Origin of the sequence: Pseudomonas sp. Gutcm_11s, from assembly GCF_028649395.1 — a bacterium.
Taxonomy (GTDB): Bacteria; Pseudomonadota; Gammaproteobacteria; order Pseudomonadales; family Pseudomonadaceae; genus Aquipseudomonas.
In genome coordinates this window covers 1-20,209 of sequence record NZ_JAQSUW010000013.1, presented here as the reverse complement: position 1 = coordinate 20,209, position 20,209 = coordinate 1, and the positions used below count along the sequence as shown (strand labels likewise).

Genomic DNA, 20,209 nt, shown 5'->3' with positions numbered 1-20,209 from the left:
GCCGACTCAAGTCGACTTGAGGTCAAGCCCTACATTCGGCAGATCCACCAGGCGCGGCGGCGACACTTGCCCGAGGGGTTCACCGTCGAGCCGTGGCTGCGAATTCAGGAATTCCAGCGCAGAAGCGCGCCAGGACTGACGCGCGGCCTGCTCGGCGCATAGCTGGCGATCCAGCTGCAACGCCCCGTGGCAGGCCTGTGCCAGGTCTTCATCCATGATCCCGGTCAGCCCTGGCTGCAGCACATCCAGTGGCCCCGCCACCGGAAAGGCCGCCACCGGCGTGCCACAGGCCAGCGCCTCGAGCATCACCAGGCCCAGGGTGTCGGTACGCGAAGGGAACACCAGCACGCTGGCGGCAGCGAACTGCTCCGCCAGGGCCCCGCCCTGCAGATAGCCGAAGAACTGCGCCTGCGGGTAGTCGCGCTGCAGTACCTCGCGTTCCGGGCCGTCGCCGACCAGGCGCTTCTCCCCCGGCAGATCCAGGTCGAGGAAGGCGCGCAGGTTCTTCTCCGCCGCCAGGCGGCCGACATAGAGGAACACCGGCGTACCCGCCTGGCGCTCGCGTGGCTGGAACAGGCTGGTATCCACGCCCTTGCGCCACAGCCGCAGGCGATTCAGCCCCTGGCCGGCGAACTCCTCGCGCAGGCGCTCGGTGCTGACCAGCACGGCCTGGCTGGGGCGATGGAAACGGCGCAGGAAGGCGTAGCCCCAGCGCAGCGCGATCCACGGCCAGCGGGTATTCACGTATTCGGGGAAACGCGTGTGGATGGCGCTGGAGAACGCCAGGCCACGACGTGTCAGCCAGTTCCGCGCGGCCCAGCCCAGCGGCCCCTCGGTGGCCAGGTGCACGCAGTCCGGACGAAAGTCGCGGATCGCCGGGCCGACCCGCCACAGGTCCCAGGCCAGGGGAATCTCCGGGTAGCTCGGACACGGCACATGGCGGAAATCCTGCGGCGACAGCACCTTGACCAGGTGCCCCAGCCCGCGCAGCTCGCTGACCAGGGCCTGCAAGCTGGTGACCACGCCATTGACCTGCGGCGCCCAGGCATCGCTGACGATCAGTACCCTCATGCCGCCTGCCCTATGCTCGCCACCGCGGGGATCTGCTCCTGGTCCTCGGCGAGACGATAGAGCTGGATGCTGCCGTCGAGATGCTCGATCAGCGCCGTGCAGGACTCGACCCAGTCGCCGCAGTTCATGTACTCGACACCGCCGACCTGACGAATCTCGGCGTGGTGGATGTGGCCGCAGACGGCGCCATCCAGGCCGCGCTTGACGCACTCGTGGGCGATGGACTCCTCGAAGTCGCTGATGAAGTTCACCGCCGTCTTCACCTTGTGCTTGAGGAACGCCGACAGCGACCAGTAGCCGTAGCCCCAGCGCTCGCGCCAGTGGTTGAGCCAGCGGTTGAGGGTCAGGGTGAACTCGTAGGCCGAGTCGCCGAGGAAGGCGAGCCACTTGTGGTAGCGGGTGATCACATCGAACTGGTCGCCGTGGATCACCAGCAGGCGCCGGCCGTCGGCGGTCTCGTGGATCGCCTCGTCGACCAGCTGGATGTTGCCGAGAATCAGCGTGGAGTAGCGGCGCAGGAATTCGTCGTGGTTGCCGGTGACGTAGATCACCTCGGTGCCGCGCTTGCTCATGGTCAGCAGGCGGCGGATCACGTTGGTGTGGGCCTGCGGCCAGTAGATGCCACCGCGCAGCTTCCAGCCGTCGATGATGTCGCCGACCAGGTACACCCGGTCGGCCTGGTAGCGTTTGAGGAAGGCCGCCAGGCGCTCGGCCTGGCAGTCGCGTGTACCAAGGTGAACATCGGAAATCCACAGGGTGCGGACATGCTGCTTGCGGCTGGGCTTGCTGCGCTCGGCGATGCTCATGGGCGGCCTCCGGCTGGGTTTAGCCGAGCTTGCGCGGCAGCGGTGAAACAACCATGACATCCGCATGACTATTGCGTGACAACCGGCGGCGCGGCGCGGCGTGTACACTGGCCGCTCGATCAGGAGCCCGCCATGTCCCAGCTGCTCTCCCTGCGCCACTACCACCACGAACAGATCGCCCACAGCCACGAACACGCCCAACTGGTGTTCGGCCTCAGCGGCCAGCTGGATTTCGAGGTGGATGGACGTGGCTGCCAGGTCTCCAGCCTGAGCCTGGCGGTGGTGCCACCGGGCGCCCATCACGCCTGCGCCAGCGCCCTGGGCAGCCAGTGCCTGGTGCTGGACGTACCCATGGATGGCTGGCTGCAGCAACGCCTCGGCCACCATGCCGACGCCAGCCGCCGCCTGCTGGACAAGCCGGGCCGGCTGCAACTGGACCCGGCCCAGGGCCAACTGGTCGACTGGCTCGCCGCCAGCCCGATCAACGACGAAGTGATTGCGCAGCAAGGCGCCACGCTGCTGCTGGCCAGCCTGAGCAATGCCGCGGCTGCCGTTCCGAGCGGCCTGCCACTGGCCAGGATCGATGCCTATATCGAACGCCACTGCGCCCACCCGCTGCAGGTCGCCGACCTGGCGCGCCTGTGCGGCCTGTCCAGCGCACGCTTCCATGCCCGTTTCCTCGCCGAAACCGGTCACACGCCAATGGACCACGTGCGCCTGCGCCGCCTGCGCCTGGGCCGCGAACTGCTGCTCGGCAGTCGCCTGCCTGTCGGCGAAGTGGCCGCGCGGGTCGGCTACGGCTCGCAGAGCGCCTTCACCGCTGCGCTGGTGCGTGAATTCGGCGTCACCCCGCGGCAACTGCGCAGCGGAGCCTGACGCGAGTCCTGCGACAAATCCCGCGAGACGCGCGACAGACGCGAATGCCGTGCTGCGCCTAGACTCGGCCGATCACTTAGGAGAATCGGCATGCAGATCATCGAATGGCAGGACTTCGAGCGCGTGGAGCTGCGCGTCGGCACCATGCTCAGCGCCCGCCTCAACGACAAGGCGATCAAGCCGGCCTACGTGCTGGAAGTGGACCTCGGCGAGCTTGGCGTGAAGGCTTCCAGCGCCCAGCTCACCGCCCACTACGGCGCCGAGGAGCTGATCGGCCGCCAGGTGCTGTGCGTGTGCAACTTCGCACCGAAACGCGTGGCCGGCGTACGCTCGGAGGTACTGGTGACCGGTGTCTACGATCAGGATGGCAAGGTGGTGCTGACCAGCTTCGACCGGCCATTGCCCAACGGCGCTCGCCTGGCCTGATAGCCTCACAACATTCCCAACCCTTTCCGCAGTCTGGAACCCGCATGCAACACCGTACCGCCCTTCTCGCCCTGCACCTGGGCGCCGTGTTCTTCGGCCTCTCCGGCATCTTCGGCAAACTGGCCCTGGCCGCACCGCTGGTGATCGTGTTCGGCCGCGCCCTGTTCGCCATGGCCGCGCTGGGCCTGTTCACCCACATCGGCGAGCCCGCCGCGCGCCTGAACAATCGCCAGCGCCTGGCCCTGGCCGCGGTAGGGCTGCTGCTGGGCGGGCACTGGTGGACCTTCTTCATCGCGGTCAAGGTGTCCGGCGTCGGCATCGCCACGCTCGGCTTCGCCAGCTTCCCGGCCTTCACCGTGCTGCTCGAGGGGCTGCTGTTCCGCGAACGCATCCGCCGCGCCGAATGGGGCGTGGTGGCGCTGGTGTGCCTGGGCCTGGTGCTGGTCACTCCGCACTTCGACATCAGCAGCGACGCCACCCTCGGCCTGGGCTGGGCGGTGCTGTCCGGCCTGCTGTTCGCCATGGTCTCGGTGGGCAACCGCGCCACCACGGCCGGCATCAAGCCAGCCCAGGCGGCCTACTGGCAGAACCTCGGCATCGTGCTGGTATGCCTGCCAATGGCCGGCGGCCTGCTGAGCGATGTGCGGCCCATGGACTGGTTGTGGATCGCCCTGCTCGGCCTGCTTTGCACGGCGCTGGCGCACAGCCTGTTCGTCGCCAGCCTGCGCGTGCTCAACGCGCGCAGCGCCTCGGTGGTGTTCGCCCTGGAGCCGGTCTACGGCATCCTCTTCGCCTGGTGGATTTTCAACGAGCAGCCGGGCCTGCGCATGCTCTTCGGTGGCGCGCTGATCCTGCTCGCCACCATCCTCTCGGCGCGCCTGAGCAAGCGCGCCGCCACGGTCGACGACCTCAGTTGACGCTGTAGCCACGCCCGGTCAGGCAGGCGCCCAGTGCCCGGCGATAACGGTCGGCACTCTCGGCGCCGACCGGCTGGGTCGCTGTGGCGGGATCGAAGCCGCTCTGCGCTACCGCCCAGCTGTGGCACTCGTAGCGATCGCGACCCTGCTGGTCGACGCTCTGGCCACTGGCCGGATAGGCGATCACTTCGTAGCTGGCTACCGCATTGCCCTGCACCGCCGGCGGCGGGCTGACCACCTCGTAGCGCTGGCTATTGGAGTTCCACAGGTAGTAGGTACCGGCCGCGACGAAGTACAGCATGCTGCCGATCCACAGCTCGCGTGCGAAGGACGGCAAGCCATGACCACCACCGTGCGGGCTCGGTCCCGGCCCCCAGGAGCCGCCCGGATGACCGCCAGGCCCAGGGCCACCCGGCCCTCCGGGCCCGGCCTGCAGGCTGCCGGAAATACCGAAAAGCATCAGGCTCAGGCCGATGATGCGCAGGGGGCGTCGCATGTTATTCACCTCGTTCGATCATTGCGGCCGGCAAGTGCGGCCTCGCGGCAATTATTCCGCGAGGCCCGCCGGTGCAACGTCAGAGGCGGGTAAAAGACGGGTAAAGAGGTTGATACAAAGGCTCAGCGGTCGTTGTGGCCGAGGTCGCGCTCCGGGTCGATCAGGTCGCGCAGGCGCTGCTTGAGCTCCTTGGCCTCGGGGAAGCCACCATCAGCCTTGCGCTCCCACAGCTGCACGCCGTCGCAGACGATGCGGAACACCCCGCCGGTGCCCGGCTGCAGGCTGACCATGCCCAGCTCGTCGGAGAAGGTGCTGAGCAGCTCCTGGGCCAGCCAGGCCGAGCGCAGCAGCCATTGGCATTGGGTGCAGTAGGTGATCACGACCTCGGGCTTGCTGGACATGGAACGCTCCATAACGAAAAGGGCCGCCATCATAGCGCCCCACAAAGGACAACGCCGCGGCTCTACCGCGGCGTTGTCTTCCCGCCCTGAATCGAATCAGGCGATCTTGGCCAGCAGCTCCCGGGCCTGCTGACGCTCCTGTTCATCGCCGCTGCTGATCACCTCGTTGAGGATGTCGCAGGCGCTGCCGATATCGCCCTGTTCGATGTAGGCCAGGGCCGTGTTCAGCTTGACCAGATGCTCGCGATTGCCGGCCAGGTGGTCGAGATCGCTCTCCGCCGAACTGGCGAAGGCCTCGGTGAGTTCGTCGTCCAGCAGCTGCTCTTGGCGGAAGTCCTCGACGATGTGATCCATCTCCAGCACATCCGGCAGCTGCTGCAGGTTGGAGCGGAAGTGCGGATCGTACGCCGGCTCCTGCACCGCCTTGCTGCGCGCCGGCTGCTCGGGCTTGAACGGACTGGCCAGCCCCCAGTCGGCGTCCAGGGACAGGTCATCGAGATTGAGCTGGAACTCGTCCTGGGGCTCCACCGGCGCCTTCACATCATCCAGCTGCAGTACCGCATCGGCCAGCGGTGCCTGTTCCGGCGGCTGGCGCAGGGTCGCGGCGTAACGCACGCGGATCTGGTCCACCTGCATATGGCTGGCGCCCATTTCCTGTAGCTCCTGCTGCTGGGCGGCGAACGCGGAACCATCGCCCAGCTCACCGAGCACCTCGAGCAGGCGCAGACGCAGATCGAGGCGCGCCGGCTGCAGGGCAATGCCCTTGCGTAGCGCACTGGCAGCCTCGGAGAAGCGACCGTAGGCGATGTAGATGTTGGCGCCTTCCAGCGGGTCGGCCACGCCAGTCGGCAGGCGCGGCGGGGTCAGGCCGGGAGCCGGAGCCGGCGGCTCTTCCGGCTCCGCCTCGGCACGTACGGGGGCAGCGGCCACCACACGCACCTGCGGACGCACGACGGGAGCTGCCGCACGGCGCTGAGGCTCGGCCGGCTTCGCCGGGGTACGGCGGCGACCCAGCAGCCAGGCCGCAGCCAGCAACAGCAGGCCGAGCGCGGAGCCGAGCAACCACATCATCAGGCTGCCGCTGTCTTTCTCCACAGCCACGGGAGCCGGGGCAACTGGCAGCCGCGCAGACTCGGCGACCGGCGCCGGCGGCGCTTCACGGCGTTGCTGCAATTCATCGTGGATCTGCTGCAGCTGGCGATCCTTCTCGGCCATCTGCGCCTGCAGCTGCGACAGCTGGTCCTGCAATGCGACCAGATTGTCCTGCAGGGCCTGATTCTGCGCAGTGACCTCGACCAGTTCGGCATCGGCCTGGCGCTGCTCAATCTCGACCGACTCCTGCACCACATTGCCTGCCGGTGCATCGACTACCGGCTGCTGCATCACGGGAGCGGACACCGGCGCTGGAGACGCACCTGCCGCTACGGAGTCCGGCAGCAGCAGCTCGGCCTCGGCGCGCAGGCGATTGATGTCACCACCGGCGAAGGCCTGGGGATTGAGGGCATGGATATCGGCCATCAGCGCTTCGCGGCTGGCCGTGGCGCCGGCGCCCTGCAGGCGACCGGCGATGCTCCACAGGCTGTCGCCACGCTGCACGCGATAGCGCTCGCCACGAATGGCTGGTGGCACCGCACGCGGTGCCGCCAGGCGGGCCGCCACTTCGTTGCGCTCGACCCGGGCGGGCGCCTGCGGCGAGGCCTGCTGGCCATAGGTCATGCCTGGCGGATCGATGAGTACCGTGTACTCGCGCAGCAGCGTGCCACCGGGACGCGCCACCTCGACGATGAAGTTCAGATACGGCTCGCGCACCGGTTTGCTGGAGACCACGCGGATACGTGTACGCCCGCCATCGAGCATGGGGGCGAAACGCAGATCGTTGAGGAAGTAGTAACGCTCGACACCGGCCCGGTTGAATTCCTCGGCCGAAGCCAGACGCACCTTGATCTCGTCGCTGCCGAGATCACCGATCTGGTACAGCTCGATCTCTGCGTCCAGCGGCTGGTTGAGCGCCGAGTGCAAGTTGATCTCGCCCAGGCCCAGGGCGGGAACCAGCCCCGAGTAGAACGCCGACCCCGACGCCAGGGTCAGGAGCAGGTCACGGATTCGAGCCATGCGGCCTCTCCCGGTCACACGCACCGGCCCGCTGTCCCTGGGAATGCTTATCCCCGGCAGGCCTGGTGGGTGGAAAAGATGACGGGCAGGCCTTCCCTTGCAACCCGACATGCCCCTAGCACAACAGCTACGGGCATGAAGTCAGCTTAAGAAACCGTCAGCGGGAACGCCAATCGGCACTTATGCAAAATCGAGATAGCACAATAACATCACTAACTAATTGGCACTAATCAGATTTTTTCCAGATTGCTCAGGATGCGGGCGTGGATGCCCTGACATAGACGCTGTTCTTCCTCGCTGACGCCGGCGAACAGCTCCTGGCGAAGCTGCTGGGCGATGCTCTCGATTTGCTCGATCAGCGGACGCGCCTTGTCGCTCAACACCACCTTCTTGGCCCGGCGATCCTCCGGCACGGCAATGCGTCGCACCAACTCCTGGGCCTCCAGGCCGTCGAGCAGGCGGGCCAGGGTCGGCCCCTCTACCCCCACGGTCTGCGCCAGCTCACGCTGGGTCGGCGGCTCCTTGAGCAGAGCCAGGTGCAGGAGCACCAGCCAGCGTGCCTGGGACAGGCCTAAGCCGGAGAGACGCCGGTCCAGCTCGGCGCGCCAGGCGCGGGAAAGCTGGGCTAGCTGCATGCCAAAACTGTGGTGCGCGAAACTGTGCATAGAAGACTCTCTTTGGCTTCCGCTACCGTCCCCTCCCCTGAGTGTGCGTGGACAGCAGAAAAACCTAATTATTAGTCAACTAACCATAACTCCAGCCGCGCCGGCCGCCAAGCCTGCCGTCACCATTTGACATACTGATCCTCGACGAAGCCCCACAGGTTGTCGATCACCAGGGGCTCCCTGCCCGGCGGCCGCAGGGTGCCCTGGAAGCAACCAAACACCTGCTTGAAGTTGCTCGCCAGCACGCCCAGGTTCAGGCGCTCACGGTGCAGACCATGACCATGGAAGGTCAGCTCCACCTGCCCGTCACCGGAAACGATCCGCCAGGGTTGCAGCGGGTCGTCGCGATCGAACTGGAAATGCACGCCGCCGACCGGCAGCAGCTCGCCGTCCAGCCAGTAGCAGTTCTCGCTGAAACTGGTCTCGTTGACCCCGCAGGACAGGTTGAGGCCGACCCGTGTTCCAGCCACTTGCCCGGACAGGCAGGCCCAGTTCCAGAAGGTCTCCGGGCGCATGTAGCCAGCCGACCAATCGTGATGGGCGAAGGCGCCCAGCGCCTGCAGATCGAAATCGCCCAGAGCGCTGCGCACGCTACCCGTGCAACGCACCCCCGCGACCTTCTGCGCATAGACCCAGCCGTTGACGGCTGTCGGGGTGCAGACGCACATGGGCTGGAACTGCTGCTCGGAGAAGCTCGCCTCGATGCGCGTGCCGTCATCCAGCTCCACCAGCAGGCGCTTGTCGCTGCCGCTGTTGTCCAGACGCAGCAGATTGGCGCCGCTGCGCAGCTCGCAGGCGCCCTGGTTGGGCCGCGGCGAGAAGTCCGCGCCCAGGCCCAGCGGCCGCTTGAACTGGCGTTCGATCATGCGTCCGCTGGCCGGATGGAACAGATAGACGAAACCCACGCTGAGCAGGCTGATATCGGCCAGCGCGCAGCCGCCGATCAGCTCGTCGCTGACGATGCCGAAGTACTGGAACTGGTGAAAACGCCGCCACTTGGCCAGGGCACCCAGACGCCGACCCATGGGCGAGCGGAAGTCGAAATCGCGCCAGTTCACTTCACCCGGCGCAGCCGGGAAGATGCCGTAGTGAGGCTGGCCGCCGGCCTGGATCAGTCGTTCCATGAGTGCGCTTCCTGGGGAAAGCGCCGATGCTAGCAGCCGGACCGGCTGGCGAGAGCGACCATTCACGCCAGCCGGTGTGACGCTTCAGGTCACGACCTGATTACGACCGAAGGCCTTGGCCTCGTACAGGGCACGGTCGGCGTGCGCGCACAGGCCGAAGGGATCTTCATCCGCCGCCGGCGGGCGACAGGCCACGCCGATGGACAGGGTCAGCACGTCCGCCACTGCCGATCCGCAGTGGGCGATAGCGCGCTCCTCCAACATCTGGCGCAGGGTCTCGGCACGCTGACGCGCCTCCTCCGGCGAGATGTCGTAGAGCAGCACGGCAAATTCCTCGCCGCCCAGGCGGACGGCCATGTCCAAGGGGCGCCGGCCACCCTGCTGCAGCACCTCGCCGACCTGGCGCAGGGCCTGGTCTCCGGCCTGGTGGCCGTAGTGGTCGTTGTAGGCCTTGAAGTGGTCGACATCGCAGAGCAGCAGCGCGATTGAGCGCCCCTCGCGCAGGCCCAGGCGCCAGAGCTTGGGCAGTTCGCGATCGAAGCTGCGGCGGTTGTGCAGGCCGGTGAGGCTGTCACGGTGTACCAGCAGGCCCATCAGGCGGCTGACCAGGAACTGCTCGCGCGACTTGAGCTCCAGCAGGTAGCAACCCACCGCACCGATCAGGTTGCCGACCAGCAGGAACAGCAGGTTGTTGAACAGCCGCTCCGGCGCCAGCCCGACCAGGACTTCGAGCACGCCGTACACCAGCACCACCAACAGCGAGGTAAACAACGCCTCGGACAGGCGCAGACCGACCAGGAAATAGGCGGCGATACACACCAGCAGCAGCCCCTCGTAGGGGAAATTCGCTGCCTGGTGATGCGCCAGGGCGATGATCGCCGCCGCCCCCAGACCCATGGAGCCAATGCAGGCGATGCTCAGCGGCCCGGTCAGGTGTGGATAGCGGCGCCCGATGATCATGCGACCACACACCAGCAGCAGACCCAGCACGCCGAGGCGAATGGCGAATGCGGCATAGAGCACGGGCGCATCGAGCATCCAGAAGTCGGCGACCACGAATAGTGCCCACACGCTCACCGCGAAGAGCAGAGCCACCCGCCGCAGGTAGGAGCTCTCGCGCAGCACGTGGGCGCGGTATTCAAGTTCGATAGCGGGCACGAAACGCAGGCAGCGGAAGCCCTGGGACAGCTGCTCGGCGTAAGGGTTGGGGCGTACCTCATCCAACCATTCGGAATGTGGCGACACCAGTGACCTCTCTCGTTGCTCGCCTGGAGGTCACCCTATCCATTTGTGATGCGCGTCACAAGTTTGTCGCCAACTTTCCGACGTAAAGAATGGTTAACGCCGCGACAGTCAGAGCCTGCTCACGATCTTCTGGATTAGAGCCAGACAAGGCAAAAACGCCCGAGGAAGCACAGTTTACGAGTGGTAAATGAGCATTCCGAGGGCGCTTTTAACGCCGTATGGCCGACAGCCAGGAGATCGTGAGCGGGCTCTCAGACCTCGAACTCGGCCTGCAACGCGGCACGCACACAGAGCAGCACGCCTTCCGGCACCTGCCCGGCGAACTGCTCGGCGATGGCCGCCACTGGCGGCAGCTCGCCCTCGCCATCGAGGAAGGCGTCCTGAATCTCGCCGAGCAGCTCTTCCGGCAGGTCCAGCGCCTGTTCCAGCGACAGCTGCTGGCTGCCAATGGCCTCGGCCAGCAGGTTGTACACGCTCTTCTCGCCGCAGTTCAGCTGGCTGGCGATCTGTGCCGGCGTCATGCCGGCACGGGCCAGGCTGACCAGTTCATGACGCAGATCGGTGACCGCCTTGGGCGCCTCGCCGGCTTCGCCGCCGTTGAGCACTTCGAGGAAGGCCTCGCCATAGCGCTCCAGCTTGCGCGCGCCGACGCCGCTGACCTGGGCCATTTCGGAGAGGTTGCGCGGCTGGCTGCGCAGCATCTCCAGCAGGGTCGAGTCGGGGAAGATGACGTAGGGCGGCACGCTGTGCTCCTCGGCCAGCTTGCGGCGCAGGGCGCGCAGGGCTTCCCACTGCTCGCGCTCCTCGCCGCGAACCAGTTGGCTGGCGCTGCTGCCGCTGGCCTTGGCTGCTTGTTGCGGCTTGAGGTCGCGACGCAGCTCCAGGGTCACCTCGCCACGCAGTAGCGGGCGGCAGCTGTCGGAAAGACGCAGACCGCCGTAGCCCTCGAGGTCGACGTCGGCCAGGCCGCGCGCCACCAGCTGGCGGAACAGCGTGCGCCAGTCGTCCTCGGCCAACGTCTTGCCGATGCCGAACACCGGCAGGTGCTGATGGCCGGAGGCGCGGATTTTCTCGTTGTCACGGCCGAGCAGGATGTCCACCAGATGGCCCACGCCATAGCGCTGGCCGCTTCGGTAAATCGCCGACAGCGCCTGGCGCGCCGGCTCGGTGGCGTCCCAGGTCTGCACATTGTCGACGCAGGTGTCGCAGTGGCCGCAGGGCTTTTCCAACACTTCGTCGAAGTAGGCCAGCAGCGCCTGGCGGCGGCAGCGGATCTCCTCGCAGAGGGCGAGCATGGCGTCCAGTTTGTGCTGCTCGATGCGCTTGTGACGCTCGTCTCCCTCGGAGTTGGCCAGCATCTGCTTGAGGAACACCACATCCTGCAGGCCGTAAGCCATCCAGGCGTCCGCCGGCAGGCCGTCACGGCCGGCACGGCCGGTCTCCTGGTAGTAGGCCTCCAGGCTCTTGGGCAGGTCCATGTGGCAGACGAAGCGCACGTTGGGCTTGTCGATGCCCATGCCGAAGGCGATGGTCGCCACCATGATCAGCCCTTCCTCGTTGAGGAAGCGCTTCTGGTGATAGGCGCGCAGGTCGTTGGGCAGGCCAGCGTGATACGGCAGCGCCGGGAAGCCCTGGGCACTGAGGAAGTCGGCCACCTCCTCCACCTTCTTGCGCGACAGGCAATAGACGATGCCCGCATCGCCCTTGCGCGCGGCGAGGAAGGCCAGCAGCTGCTTGCGCGGCTGGTCCTTGGGTTGGATGCGGTAGAAGATGTTCGGCCGATCGAAACTGGAGAGGAAACGCTCGGCCTGTTCCAGGTGCAGGCGCTGGGCGATTTCTTCACGGGTCCGCATGTCGGCGGTGGCGGTCAGGGCGATGCGCGGCACACCAGGGAACAATTCGGCCAACTGGCCCAGCTGCAGGTATTCCGGACGGAAATCGTGGCCCCACTGCGATACGCAGTGTGCCTCGTCGATGGCGAACAGGGCGACCTGCGGCAGGCGCTGCAGGAAATCCAGCATGCGCGGCTGCACCAGGCGCTCGGGAGCCAGGTAGAGGAACTTGATCTCGTTGCGGCGGATGCGCTCGGCGATATCGCGCTGCTCGTCGTTGCTCAGCGTCGAGTTCAGCGCCACGGCGGCCACGCCGAGTTCGTCGAGGGTGGCGACCTGATCGTCCATCAGTGCGATCAGTGGCGAGACGATCACCGCCAGGCCTTCGCGCAGCAACCCGGGCACCTGGTAGCACAGCGATTTGCCGCCGCCGGTGGGCATCAGTACCAGGGAATCGCCACCTGCGGCGACGCGCTCGATGATGGCTGCCTGGTTGCCACGGAAGGCGTCGTAGCCGAATACGTTCTTGAGGATGCTGAGGGCTTGTTGCGCGAGCATGCCGGTCTCCATTGCGAGCCGCGCAGTATACGCGAGCCGGCCAGGTGCCAGGCCATCGCCCGTCGGCCGTGCTTTTGCGGGCATGGGCGGCTAGAATCCCGGTGTTTACTCACTCAAGGTAGTTCCACGATGTCCTTCGCCGAGCAATTGTCCCGCCTGCAAGCCTTCCTCGATGCCGACGACCTGCACGAGGAGGCTCTGGACTACGTGGCCTCCCATGGCTATCTGACCGCCCTCTCCATCTGCCCCGAGCAGGTGCCGGAACGCGAATGGATCGACGCGCTGTTCGCCGAGCCGCCGCACTACCGCAGCGAGGCCGAGCGCGAAGAGATCGAAACCACCCTGCAGCTGCTCAAGGCCCATATCGCCCGCCAACTGGCCAGCGACGATGACCCGGAAGTGCCTTGCGACCTGGATCTGGGCGACGAACCCGACGACTCCGACCTGCGCGGCTGGTGCATCGGCTTCATGGAAGGCGTGTTCCTGCGCGAGACCGTTTGGTTCGAGGACTCCGAAGACGAAGTCAGCGAGCTACTGCTGCCGATCATGGTCGCCTCCGGCCTGTTCGACGAACAGCCGGAATTCGCCGAGATCGCCCGCGACCGCCAGCTGGTGGACAGCATGGTCGACCAGATTCCGGAACTGCTCACCGCCCTGTTCCTGCTCTGCCACGCTCCAGAAGAAAAGCCCGCGCTCCTCAAGCCGCGCCACCACTAAGGCGCGCCCATGGCGCACGCCGATATCCAGCAGAGCCGCCACCGCAGCGTTCGCTATGCGCTGCTGGCGATCGGCTGGCTGAGCGTGGCGCTGGGCGTGATCGGCATCTTCGTCCCGGTGCTGCCGACCACGCCCTTTCTGCTGCTGGCCGCCGCCTGCTTCGTGCGCAGCTCGCGGCGTTTCTACCTCTGGCTGGTCAACCACAAGCACCTCGGGCCGTGGATTCGCGACTACCTGGAAGGCAACGGCATCCCGCTCAAGGGCAAGGTCTACGCCATCGCGGTGATGTGGGCCAGCATCGCCCTGTCCTGCTATCTGGTGCCCATGCCCTGGGCCCGCGCCTTCATGCTCACCAGCGCGGTACTGGTGAGTATCTACATCCTGCGCCAGAAGACCCTGCCCGCGCGTGATTGACGCCTAGGCGCAGCGGCAGAAATCCCCACCACTGCCTACACTTCCTCCACCTCCCGTGGAGACCTTCTTCATGCAGCTCCGGCCGAGTTCTCAAGGACGAGCCAAGCGCCTGCCTGCCGGCAGACTGCGCCTGGGCGCCCTGCTCGGCCTGCTGCTGGCCATGGTCGCCAGCGCCAACTGGGATTTCGGCCTGATCCTGCAGAAAGCCGAGCAGCGCTACGGCAACCTCGGCGCCGCCAAGGGCCGTATCGAGGCCTGGGACGAGCTGATCCGTGCCAGCGAGAACCTCCCGGAGAATGAGAAGCTGGCCACGGTCAACCGCTTCTTCAATCGCCAGTTCCGCTTCTCCGACGACATCCGCAACTGGCGGCAGAACGACTACTGGGCCACCCCCGTCGAGGCGCTGGTCAAGGGCGCCGGCGACTGCGAGGACTACTCCATCGCCAAGTACTTCACCCTGCGCCGCCTGGGCGTCCCCAGCGAGAAGCTGCGCATCACCTACGTCAAGGCGCTGCAGTACAACCAGGCGCACATGGTGCTCACCTACTACTCCAGCCCCAGCGCCGAACCGCTGGTGCTGGACAACCTGATTGGCGAAATACGCCCGGCGTCCAAGCGCAAGGATCTGCTGCCGGTCTACGCCTTCAATGCCGAGGGTCTCTACCTGCCGGGGCAGACTGGCAAGAAGAGCGATACCAAGAAACTGTCGCGCTGGCAGGATCTGTTGAAGAAGATGCGAGCCGAAGGCTTCGACATCGGTGAGGGTTAGGAGAAGCCTATGTCCCTGTTGAAACAGCTGTTTCTAGCCATCTGCCTGTTCCTCGTGGTGGCCTTCACCGGCAGCTTCATCGCCAGCGTGGAAACCTCGCGCGAGCAACTGCTCAGCCAGCTGCGCTCCCACGCCCAGGACGCCGCCACCGCGCTCGGTCTTTCGATGACCCCGCACGTGGACGACCCGGCAATGATCGAGCTGATGGTCAGTTCGATCTTCGACAGCGGCTACTTCGCCACCATCCGCGTGGTGCGCATTCCCGGCGAGGAAGTGATAGTCGAGCGCAGCACCAGTACCAGCACCGAGCGGGTCCCGCAGTGGTTCGTCGACCTGGTCGATCTCGAACCCGAGGGCGGCGACGCCCTGATCATGCGAGGCTGGGAGCAGGCCGCGCGGGTCGAAGTGCTCAGCCATCCGCAATTCGCCCTGGCCAAGCTGTGGGACAGCGCTATCGGTAGCCTGCTCTGGCTGCTGCTGTGCGGCGTGATCAGCGCCATCCTCGGTGGCTGGCTGCTGCGCACCCAGCTACGGCCGCTGGACAACATGGTGCAGCAGGCTCAGGCCATCACCCGTCGCGAGTTCTTCACCCTGCCCCGCGTGCCACGTACCCCCGAGCTCAAGCGCGTGGTGCTGGCCATGAACCAGATGGTCGAGAAGCTCAAGCAGCTGTTCGCCGAGGAAGCCGCGCGCAGCGAGAAACTGCGTGAAGAGGCCTACCAGGATAGCCTCACCGGCCTGGCCAACCGCCGCCTGTTCGAGATCAAGCTGGCCAACCAGTTGGCCGTCACCGAACAGAACGCCGCCGGCTACCTGATGTTCCTGCGCGTCAACGACCTCGGCGGGCTCAACCAGCGCATGGGCGGACAACGCACCGACGCCCTGATCTACAGCATCGGCGAGCTGCTCAAGCGCCTGTTGGAACAACGCGGCACCGCGGACTGGCTGGCCTCGCGCAGCCGCGGCGGCGAATTCACCCTGCTCGCTCCCGGCCTGGTCGGCGAGGACGCCGACCGCCTGGCCCAGGAGCTGGTGGATGGCCTGGAGAGCCTGCGCCAGACCGGCGCCAGCGACTGCACTCCCGTCGCGCACCTGGGCATAGCCGCCTTCAGGCCCGGCGAGGAAGTGCCCAACGTCATCGGTCGCGCCGACCAGGCGCTGGCCCAGGCGCAGAGCCATGCCGGCAAGCCCTGGGAACGCCTCGACGACTACAACACCAGCAACGGCCAAGGCCTGCACGACTGGCGTCGCTGGATCGACGATGCGCTCAACCAGAGCATGCTGCAGCTGTACTTCCAACCGGTTACCACCTGCGCCGACACCACTCAGGTGCTGCACCAGAAGGTCCTGGCCCGCCTGCTCGACCCGAATGGCGAAGCCGTGGCTGCCGGCCGCTTCCTGCCCTGGATCGAACGCCTGGGCTGGGCCGCACGCTTCGACCTGGCCATGCTCGAACACAGCCTGGCGCACCTGGCCAAGTATCCGCAGCCACTTGCCCTCAGCCTGTCGGCGGCTACCCTGCGCGACGCCGACAGCCTGGGCAAGCTGCTGGATGTACTCAAGGCCAACCCGCAGCAGGGCGAGCTGATGACCCTGGAACTGGACGAGCGCTATCTGCCGCCGCCGGCGGAACTGGAGAAACTCAGCCAGCAAGTACGCGACGCTGGCTACCAGCTAGGCCTGCAGCACTTCGGCGGACGTTTCAGCCTGATCGGCAACCTGACCCACCTGGGCCTGGCCTATCTGAAGATCGACGGCAGCTATATTCGCGCCATCGACAAGGAAGACGACAAACGCGTGTTCATCGAGGCGATATTCCGCGCAACCAACAGCATCGACCTGCCGCTGATCGCCGAAATGGTGGAAACCGAAGGTGAATTGAACGTGCTCCGGGAGCTGGGCATCCACGGCGCCATGGGCCGCCTGATCGGAGCACCGGCACCCTGGCAGAGCGAATAGCGCCCGTGATCGGTCTGCCTGGCTATCGCCAGGCGGGCCTCTGCCGCGAAACGCACAAGGCCCGACCAGCAGATCAGATCAGCTGGTTTTCCTCATCGCCCAGCAGGCCGGCTAAGCCTTCGATCTCGGCACGGGTCACGGCCCGCTGATCCAGCTTGCGCCGCGCGGCTTCGGGCAGGTCGGTGTAGCGAATCACCCCCTTCTCCACCAACACGCTGACCACGTCCTCCAGCACCCGCACCAGTTCCAGGTCGGACTCTTTCAGGCTGGCCAGTCGCTCCTTGACCTCTTCGCGAGCCTCAAGCCAGTTGTGCAGCTCTTCGCTCTCGACGGCCAGCGTCTCTGTCATACCATCGAACGGATCGTGCTCCACCCGCAGCAACCGCCCCTCGGCATCCCTTTGCACGTACACCATGTGGCTTCCTCCAGGCATAAAAAAGCCCGCTACCCCACAAGGGTAGCGGGCTGATCATATAAGCGCGCGTCCGCTGGTGTCGACTCTGCGGACGCCTCGCCCAACGCTATGCCACGTCGACCTTGAGCGTACCGTCGCCCAGCATACCCAGGATCGCCCCACTCTCAGTGCCGCCATAGAGCGCTAGGAGATTGACGTCCTGCAACACTATGGTCTGATTGGCAGCCGCTGCAGGATCGGCAACGGCGGTAGTGCTGACCTTAATTACTGTATCCAAAGCCGCCCCGCCGCCCAGATTCGAAGTGCTTATATCAAGGAAGCTCAGCAGATTACCGATGCCCCCGGAGGTATTTTCTCCCGACAGTATCTGCGACAGATTGAGCTGATCTCCATTGACATGGCCGTTGTAGTTATTGGTAAAGCCCTGGATGGTGTCCGTACCCGTGTCCGAGGAGTTCCACAGGAATACATCCTTGCCGGCACCACCGTTCATGGTGTCATTACCTGCCCCTCCGATCAGTACATCTGCACCGCCGTTGCCAATCAGCGTGTCATTACCGGCAAGGCCACTGAGGATGTTGGCATTGCCATCCCCTGTCAGGGTGTCCCCATAACTAGAGCCGATCAAGTTCTCCATGTTGCTCAGGCTATCGGTACCCGCACCACCAGTGACCTGGTTGTTGCCATTCACCGATACCGTTACTGCAGACGTGGCATCGATATAGCTGGCTGTATCGTTACCGTTGCCACCATTGAGGGTGTCATTACCAGCGCCACCATTGAGGATATCGTTGCCCTCACCACCATTGAGCTCATCTGCGCCACCCAGACCAACGAGGATGTCATCACCACCCCACCCATTGATCGTGTCGCTACTATTGCCGTCGCGACCAACCAGGATGTCGTGGCGATAACTGCCATCGAGATCTCCGCTGAGATCACGCAGGACCTCGACCAGTGCAGTATCGCCACCTGCGGTGTACTGGAATGAGCCACCATCGCTATCGTTGTCATTGAACGTGATGGAAGCCGACGCATCCAGAGGAACGAGCGAGCCATCCAGAGCAGCCCCGATTGCGGTGATGGCAAGCAGCATATTGCTTGGGCTCGTATCGTTCGCCAGCAATGCCCACTTGGGTATCAGAATCGGATCATTACCGGACACGGTGGGGGCATTGGTAATGACACGATCGTCACGAATGATCGTCGGTCCATTGGCTGGACTGATATTCACAGTGAGGTTGGCACCCGCGGTATCGCCATCGTTGTCCTGCAGGACATAGCCAATGCTCTGGTTAACCGCACCACCCACGCTCACTGGCGGGGAGTAGGTGAACGCGCCGTTATCCATATCCACCGCGAAGCTGCCATTGGCGCCCATGGTGACGGTCAGAGTATTGGTGCTGGTGTCGAACGTACCGTTGTTGGGGCTACCGCTAACGCTGATCGAACCGCCTGCCGCAGGGTTGTAGGTGTAGACCACACCATTCACGCTAATGGACAGCACATACCCGCCATCAGCGCCGAAGGTACCGCCAGTCACCAGGCTGCCGTTAATCGGGGAGGCCTGAGCCGTAGCGGTCAGAGTGGCGGCCAGCTGCCCGAAGTCATCGACGATGGTCGCACCAGTATTGGTGTTGGTCACACCGTTGTAGGCCACCGGATTCAATGCCGAGGCTCCGACGTCAGGCCCCATTCCCAAGGCAAACGCATTGATATCGCCGCTGTCCGGACCCGAGTTATTACTGCCGTTGAGGAAGTCGATCCAGGCAGCCTCCTCTGTACTGTTGATACCACTGCTGGATGGATTTGGCACGCCATCGGAGAGGAAGTAGGCAACGTTCTGAGCCCCCGTCAGCTTCCCGGATTGAGCAAACGCCGTCGCGGCATCGACCAACGCATCTTCATAGTTGGTATAACCATCGGCGGATAGCCCGAGCAGCTCAGCCTTGGCAGTGGCGATATCGACCCAGCCCGTTTCAATGGTGGCATTACTCGCAAATGTCACGAGGCATACCTTCACATTGCCCAGCGCATCGTACTGCTCCAGCAACTCCAGTAGCGCCTGCTTGGCTGCCTCTAGACGTGTGTAACCACCGAACCCAGCATCATCAGCCATGCTGCCAGAGACATCCAAAATCAACAGCAGGTTTGTGTTGGTGCTCTGGGTAGCTTGCTGGCTGACCGTCTGGTTAACCGCATTGGGTACGTCATCGATAATCAGGATATCCAGGCTCTCGGTATCCGAGTCGCCATCCGTATCGGTCACCTGAATCGCGAAGCTCTCAAGCGCTGTGTTCTCCCCAGCGCCGTTGGCATGTGCAACCCGGCTATCCAGCACATAGCTGTACGACACCGTCCCGCCTGTGGCCGAGCCGCTGAAGCCGGTAATCCGCAGAACTCCCGCAGGGCTATCAATCACCAGATTAGTGGTGCCAGAGTTCTGTAGCTGGGCCAGCGTGAAGTTACTGCCGTTAACACTGAAGGTCTGGATACCATCCCCAGCCACAATGTCGAATGTGCCCGTCTGAGTTAGAGCACTCGCATTCGGACTGCTGCCTGCCGGCAGATCATCCTCGTTGACGATCTCCTCCTGCCCTTGCACGTTCAGTCCGTTGATGGTCACACCCTGGTCGTCGTTGCGAACATTCAGCACCAGTTGCGCGGTATCGGCATCGCCGTCGGCATCCGTATGGGTGTAGGTGAAGGTCTCCGTACCGGTAGCGCCACCAGGTAGTGCCACAAACTGCGGATCAGAGGGATTCAGGGTATAGGTGTAGGAGCCATCAGCATTAAGCACCAGGGTGCCGTAGGTGCCGGTCAGCGTCACTGCAGTGATCGGGCCGCCTGCCACACGGTCGGCGCCCTGCGTATCGTTGGTCAGCACGTTGCCGCTCAGTGTCAACAGGCTTTCGGAGGCCGTGCTGGCATTGGTGTCACTCACAGCATCCGGCACATCGTCGACGATACGGATATCCAGGCTGTCGGTATCCGAATCACCATCCACGTCCGTCACTTTGACACTGAAGCTTTCCAGCACCGAGTTCTCACCGCCCGCATTGGCATGGGCCACCCGAGTGTCCAGCACGTAGCTGTACGACACGGTGCCACCAGTGGAAGTACCGGTGTACCCGGTGATACGCAGCGTGCCCGCAGGGCTATCGACCAACAGGTTGGTGGTACCGGAGTTCTGCAGCTGAGCCAGCGAGTAGTTGGTGCCGTTCAGACTGAAGGTCTGGATGCCATCCGCTGCCGAGATCGTGAAGGTCCCCGTCTGCGTCAACGCGCCGGCATTCGGGCTGCTGCCCAAAGCTAGGTCGTTCTCGTAGAGGATCTCTTCCTGGCCCTGGATATCCAGGCCATTGATGGTCACATCACCATCGTTGTTGCGGATATTCAGTACCAG

At 64.9% G+C, this 20,209-nt stretch carries 18 protein-coding genes; 7 read left to right on the top strand and 11 right to left on the bottom strand.

Annotated elements, in window-relative coordinates; all coding sequences use genetic code 11:
• Positions 1-6 precede the first annotated feature (6 nt).
• Entirely contained in the window at positions 7-1,071 is a 1,065-nt protein-coding gene (locus PTT45_RS09930; protein ID WP_273813041.1) for a glycosyltransferase family 4 protein, read from the bottom strand.
• Complete coding sequence (locus PTT45_RS09925; RefSeq protein ID WP_273813039.1) at positions 1,068-1,877, bottom strand: UDP-2,3-diacylglucosamine diphosphatase; 810 nt, start codon at positions 1,875-1,877, stop codon at positions 1,068-1,070. Before PTT45_RS09925 ends, PTT45_RS09930 begins: the two co-directional genes overlap by 4 nt.
• A 132-nt stretch (positions 1,878-2,009) precedes the next feature.
• Between PTT45_RS09925 and PTT45_RS09920 the strand changes: the two genes are divergently transcribed.
• The 3 genes from PTT45_RS09920 (at position 2,010) to PTT45_RS09910 (ending at position 4,096) form a co-directional block, all read left to right on the top strand.
• Positions 2,010-2,753, top strand: coding sequence for a helix-turn-helix domain-containing protein (locus tag PTT45_RS09920; RefSeq protein WP_273813037.1), 744 nt, complete (start codon positions 2,010-2,012; stop codon positions 2,751-2,753).
• Positions 2,754-2,843: 90 nt separating this feature from the next.
• Entirely contained in the window at positions 2,844-3,179 is a 336-nt protein-coding gene (locus tag PTT45_RS09915; RefSeq protein ID WP_273813035.1) for a tRNA-binding protein, read from the top strand.
• 44 nt (positions 3,180-3,223) lie between these two features.
• Positions 3,224-4,096, top strand: a complete 873-nt coding sequence (locus PTT45_RS09910) for a DMT family transporter (RefSeq protein ID WP_273813034.1) — start codon at positions 3,224-3,226, stop codon at positions 4,094-4,096.
• Here PTT45_RS09910 and PTT45_RS09905 read toward each other — a convergent pair.
• From PTT45_RS09905 to recQ, 7 genes are all read right to left on the bottom strand, one after another.
• A complete protein-coding gene (locus tag PTT45_RS09905; RefSeq protein ID WP_443218170.1) occupies positions 4,089-4,592 on the bottom strand; it encodes a hypothetical protein in 504 nt (167 codons plus the stop codon). The two genes, PTT45_RS09910 and PTT45_RS09905, sit on opposite strands and share 8 nt — an antisense overlap.
• Before the next feature lie 122 nt (positions 4,593-4,714).
• Positions 4,715-4,993 carry a SelT/SelW/SelH family protein gene (locus tag PTT45_RS09900; RefSeq protein WP_273813033.1) on the bottom strand — a complete coding sequence of 93 codons (279 nt, stop codon included), beginning with the start codon at positions 4,991-4,993 and terminating at the stop codon, positions 4,715-4,717.
• A gap of 96 nt (positions 4,994-5,089) precedes the next feature.
• Positions 5,090-7,105, bottom strand: coding sequence for a FimV/HubP family polar landmark protein (locus PTT45_RS09895; protein WP_273813032.1), 2,016 nt, complete (start codon positions 7,103-7,105; stop codon positions 5,090-5,092).
• A 230-nt stretch (positions 7,106-7,335) separates the two neighbouring features.
• Positions 7,336-7,770, bottom strand: a complete 435-nt coding sequence (locus tag PTT45_RS09890) for a MarR family transcriptional regulator (RefSeq protein ID WP_273813031.1) — start codon at positions 7,768-7,770, stop codon at positions 7,336-7,338.
• 119 nt (positions 7,771-7,889) lie between these two features.
• On the bottom strand, positions 7,890-8,894 hold the full coding sequence (locus PTT45_RS09885) for a DUF2804 domain-containing protein (protein ID WP_273813030.1): 1,005 nt from the start codon (positions 8,892-8,894) through the stop codon (positions 7,890-7,892).
• Positions 8,895-8,978: 84 nt separating this feature from the next.
• Entirely contained in the window at positions 8,979-10,139 is a 1,161-nt protein-coding gene (locus PTT45_RS09880) for a GGDEF domain-containing protein (RefSeq protein ID WP_273813029.1), read from the bottom strand.
• A gap of 251 nt (positions 10,140-10,390) precedes the next feature.
• Positions 10,391-12,529 (bottom strand): DNA helicase RecQ, encoded by a 2,139-nt coding sequence (gene recQ, locus PTT45_RS09875; RefSeq protein WP_273813028.1) that lies wholly within the window; start codon positions 12,527-12,529, stop codon positions 10,391-10,393.
• 129 nt (positions 12,530-12,658) lie between these two features.
• Here recQ and PTT45_RS09870 point away from each other — a divergent pair, with 129 nt between their 5' ends.
• The 4 genes from PTT45_RS09870 (at position 12,659) to lapD (ending at position 16,388) form a co-directional block, all read left to right on the top strand.
• Positions 12,659-13,246: a YecA family protein gene (locus PTT45_RS09870; protein WP_273813026.1), complete on the top strand. Its 588-nt coding sequence runs from the start codon at positions 12,659-12,661 to the stop codon at positions 13,244-13,246.
• 9 nt (positions 13,247-13,255) lie between these two features.
• Complete coding sequence (locus tag PTT45_RS09865; RefSeq protein ID WP_273813025.1) at positions 13,256-13,660, top strand: YbaN family protein; 405 nt, start codon at positions 13,256-13,258, stop codon at positions 13,658-13,660.
• A gap of 70 nt (positions 13,661-13,730) precedes the next feature.
• A complete protein-coding gene (gene lapG, locus PTT45_RS09860) occupies positions 13,731-14,429 on the top strand; it encodes a cysteine protease LapG (protein ID WP_273813023.1) in 699 nt (232 codons plus the stop codon).
• 9 nt (positions 14,430-14,438) lie between these two features.
• A complete protein-coding gene (gene lapD / locus PTT45_RS09855) occupies positions 14,439-16,388 on the top strand; it encodes a cyclic di-GMP receptor LapD (RefSeq protein ID WP_273813022.1) in 1,950 nt (649 codons plus the stop codon).
• 73 nt (positions 16,389-16,461) lie between these two features.
• On the opposite strand, the gene PTT45_RS09850 is transcribed toward lapD, so the two are convergent.
• Entirely contained in the window at positions 16,462-16,803 is a 342-nt protein-coding gene (locus tag PTT45_RS09850; protein ID WP_273813020.1) for a tryptophan synthase subunit beta, read from the bottom strand.
• Between the two features lie 106 nt (positions 16,804-16,909).
• A partial coding sequence (locus PTT45_RS09845) for a VWA domain-containing protein (RefSeq protein WP_273813019.1) occupies positions 16,910-20,209 on the bottom strand: 3,300 nt, incomplete at its 5' end.

What these genes read in the sequence shown, in the direction of transcription:
- PTT45_RS09930 (WP_273813041.1), bottom strand. Translation starts at nt 1,071, where the DNA reads ATGAGGGTACTGATCGTCAGCGATGCCTGGGCGCCGCAGGTCAATGGC.
- PTT45_RS09925 (WP_273813039.1), bottom strand. Translation starts at nt 1,877, where the DNA reads ATGAGCATCGCCGAGCGCAGCAAGCCCAGCCGCAAGCAGCATGTCCGC.
- PTT45_RS09920 (WP_273813037.1), top strand. Translation starts at nt 2,010, where the DNA reads ATGTCCCAGCTGCTCTCCCTGCGCCACTACCACCACGAACAGATCGCC.
- PTT45_RS09915 (WP_273813035.1), top strand. Translation starts at nt 2,844, where the DNA reads ATGCAGATCATCGAATGGCAGGACTTCGAGCGCGTGGAGCTGCGCGTC.
- PTT45_RS09910 (WP_273813034.1), top strand. Translation starts at nt 3,224, where the DNA reads ATGCAACACCGTACCGCCCTTCTCGCCCTGCACCTGGGCGCCGTGTTC.
- PTT45_RS09905 (WP_443218170.1), bottom strand. Translation starts at nt 4,592, where the DNA reads ATGCGACGCCCCCTGCGCATCATCGGCCTGAGCCTGATGCTTTTCGGT.
- PTT45_RS09900 (WP_273813033.1), bottom strand. Translation starts at nt 4,993, where the DNA reads ATGTCCAGCAAGCCCGAGGTCGTGATCACCTACTGCACCCAATGCCAA.
- PTT45_RS09895 (WP_273813032.1), bottom strand. Translation starts at nt 7,105, where the DNA reads ATGGCTCGAATCCGTGACCTGCTCCTGACCCTGGCGTCGGGGTCGGCG.
- PTT45_RS09890 (WP_273813031.1), bottom strand. Translation starts at nt 7,770, where the DNA reads ATGCACAGTTTCGCGCACCACAGTTTTGGCATGCAGCTAGCCCAGCTT.
- PTT45_RS09885 (WP_273813030.1), bottom strand. Translation starts at nt 8,894, where the DNA reads ATGGAACGACTGATCCAGGCCGGCGGCCAGCCTCACTACGGCATCTTC.
- recQ (WP_273813028.1), bottom strand. Translation starts at nt 12,529, where the DNA reads ATGCTCGCGCAACAAGCCCTCAGCATCCTCAAGAACGTATTCGGCTAC.
- PTT45_RS09870 (WP_273813026.1), top strand. Translation starts at nt 12,659, where the DNA reads ATGTCCTTCGCCGAGCAATTGTCCCGCCTGCAAGCCTTCCTCGATGCC.
- PTT45_RS09865 (WP_273813025.1), top strand. Translation starts at nt 13,256, where the DNA reads ATGGCGCACGCCGATATCCAGCAGAGCCGCCACCGCAGCGTTCGCTAT.
- lapG (WP_273813023.1), top strand. Translation starts at nt 13,731, where the DNA reads ATGCAGCTCCGGCCGAGTTCTCAAGGACGAGCCAAGCGCCTGCCTGCC.
- lapD (WP_273813022.1), top strand. Translation starts at nt 14,439, where the DNA reads ATGTCCCTGTTGAAACAGCTGTTTCTAGCCATCTGCCTGTTCCTCGTG.
- PTT45_RS09850 (WP_273813020.1), bottom strand. Translation starts at nt 16,803, where the DNA reads ATGGTGTACGTGCAAAGGGATGCCGAGGGGCGGTTGCTGCGGGTGGAG.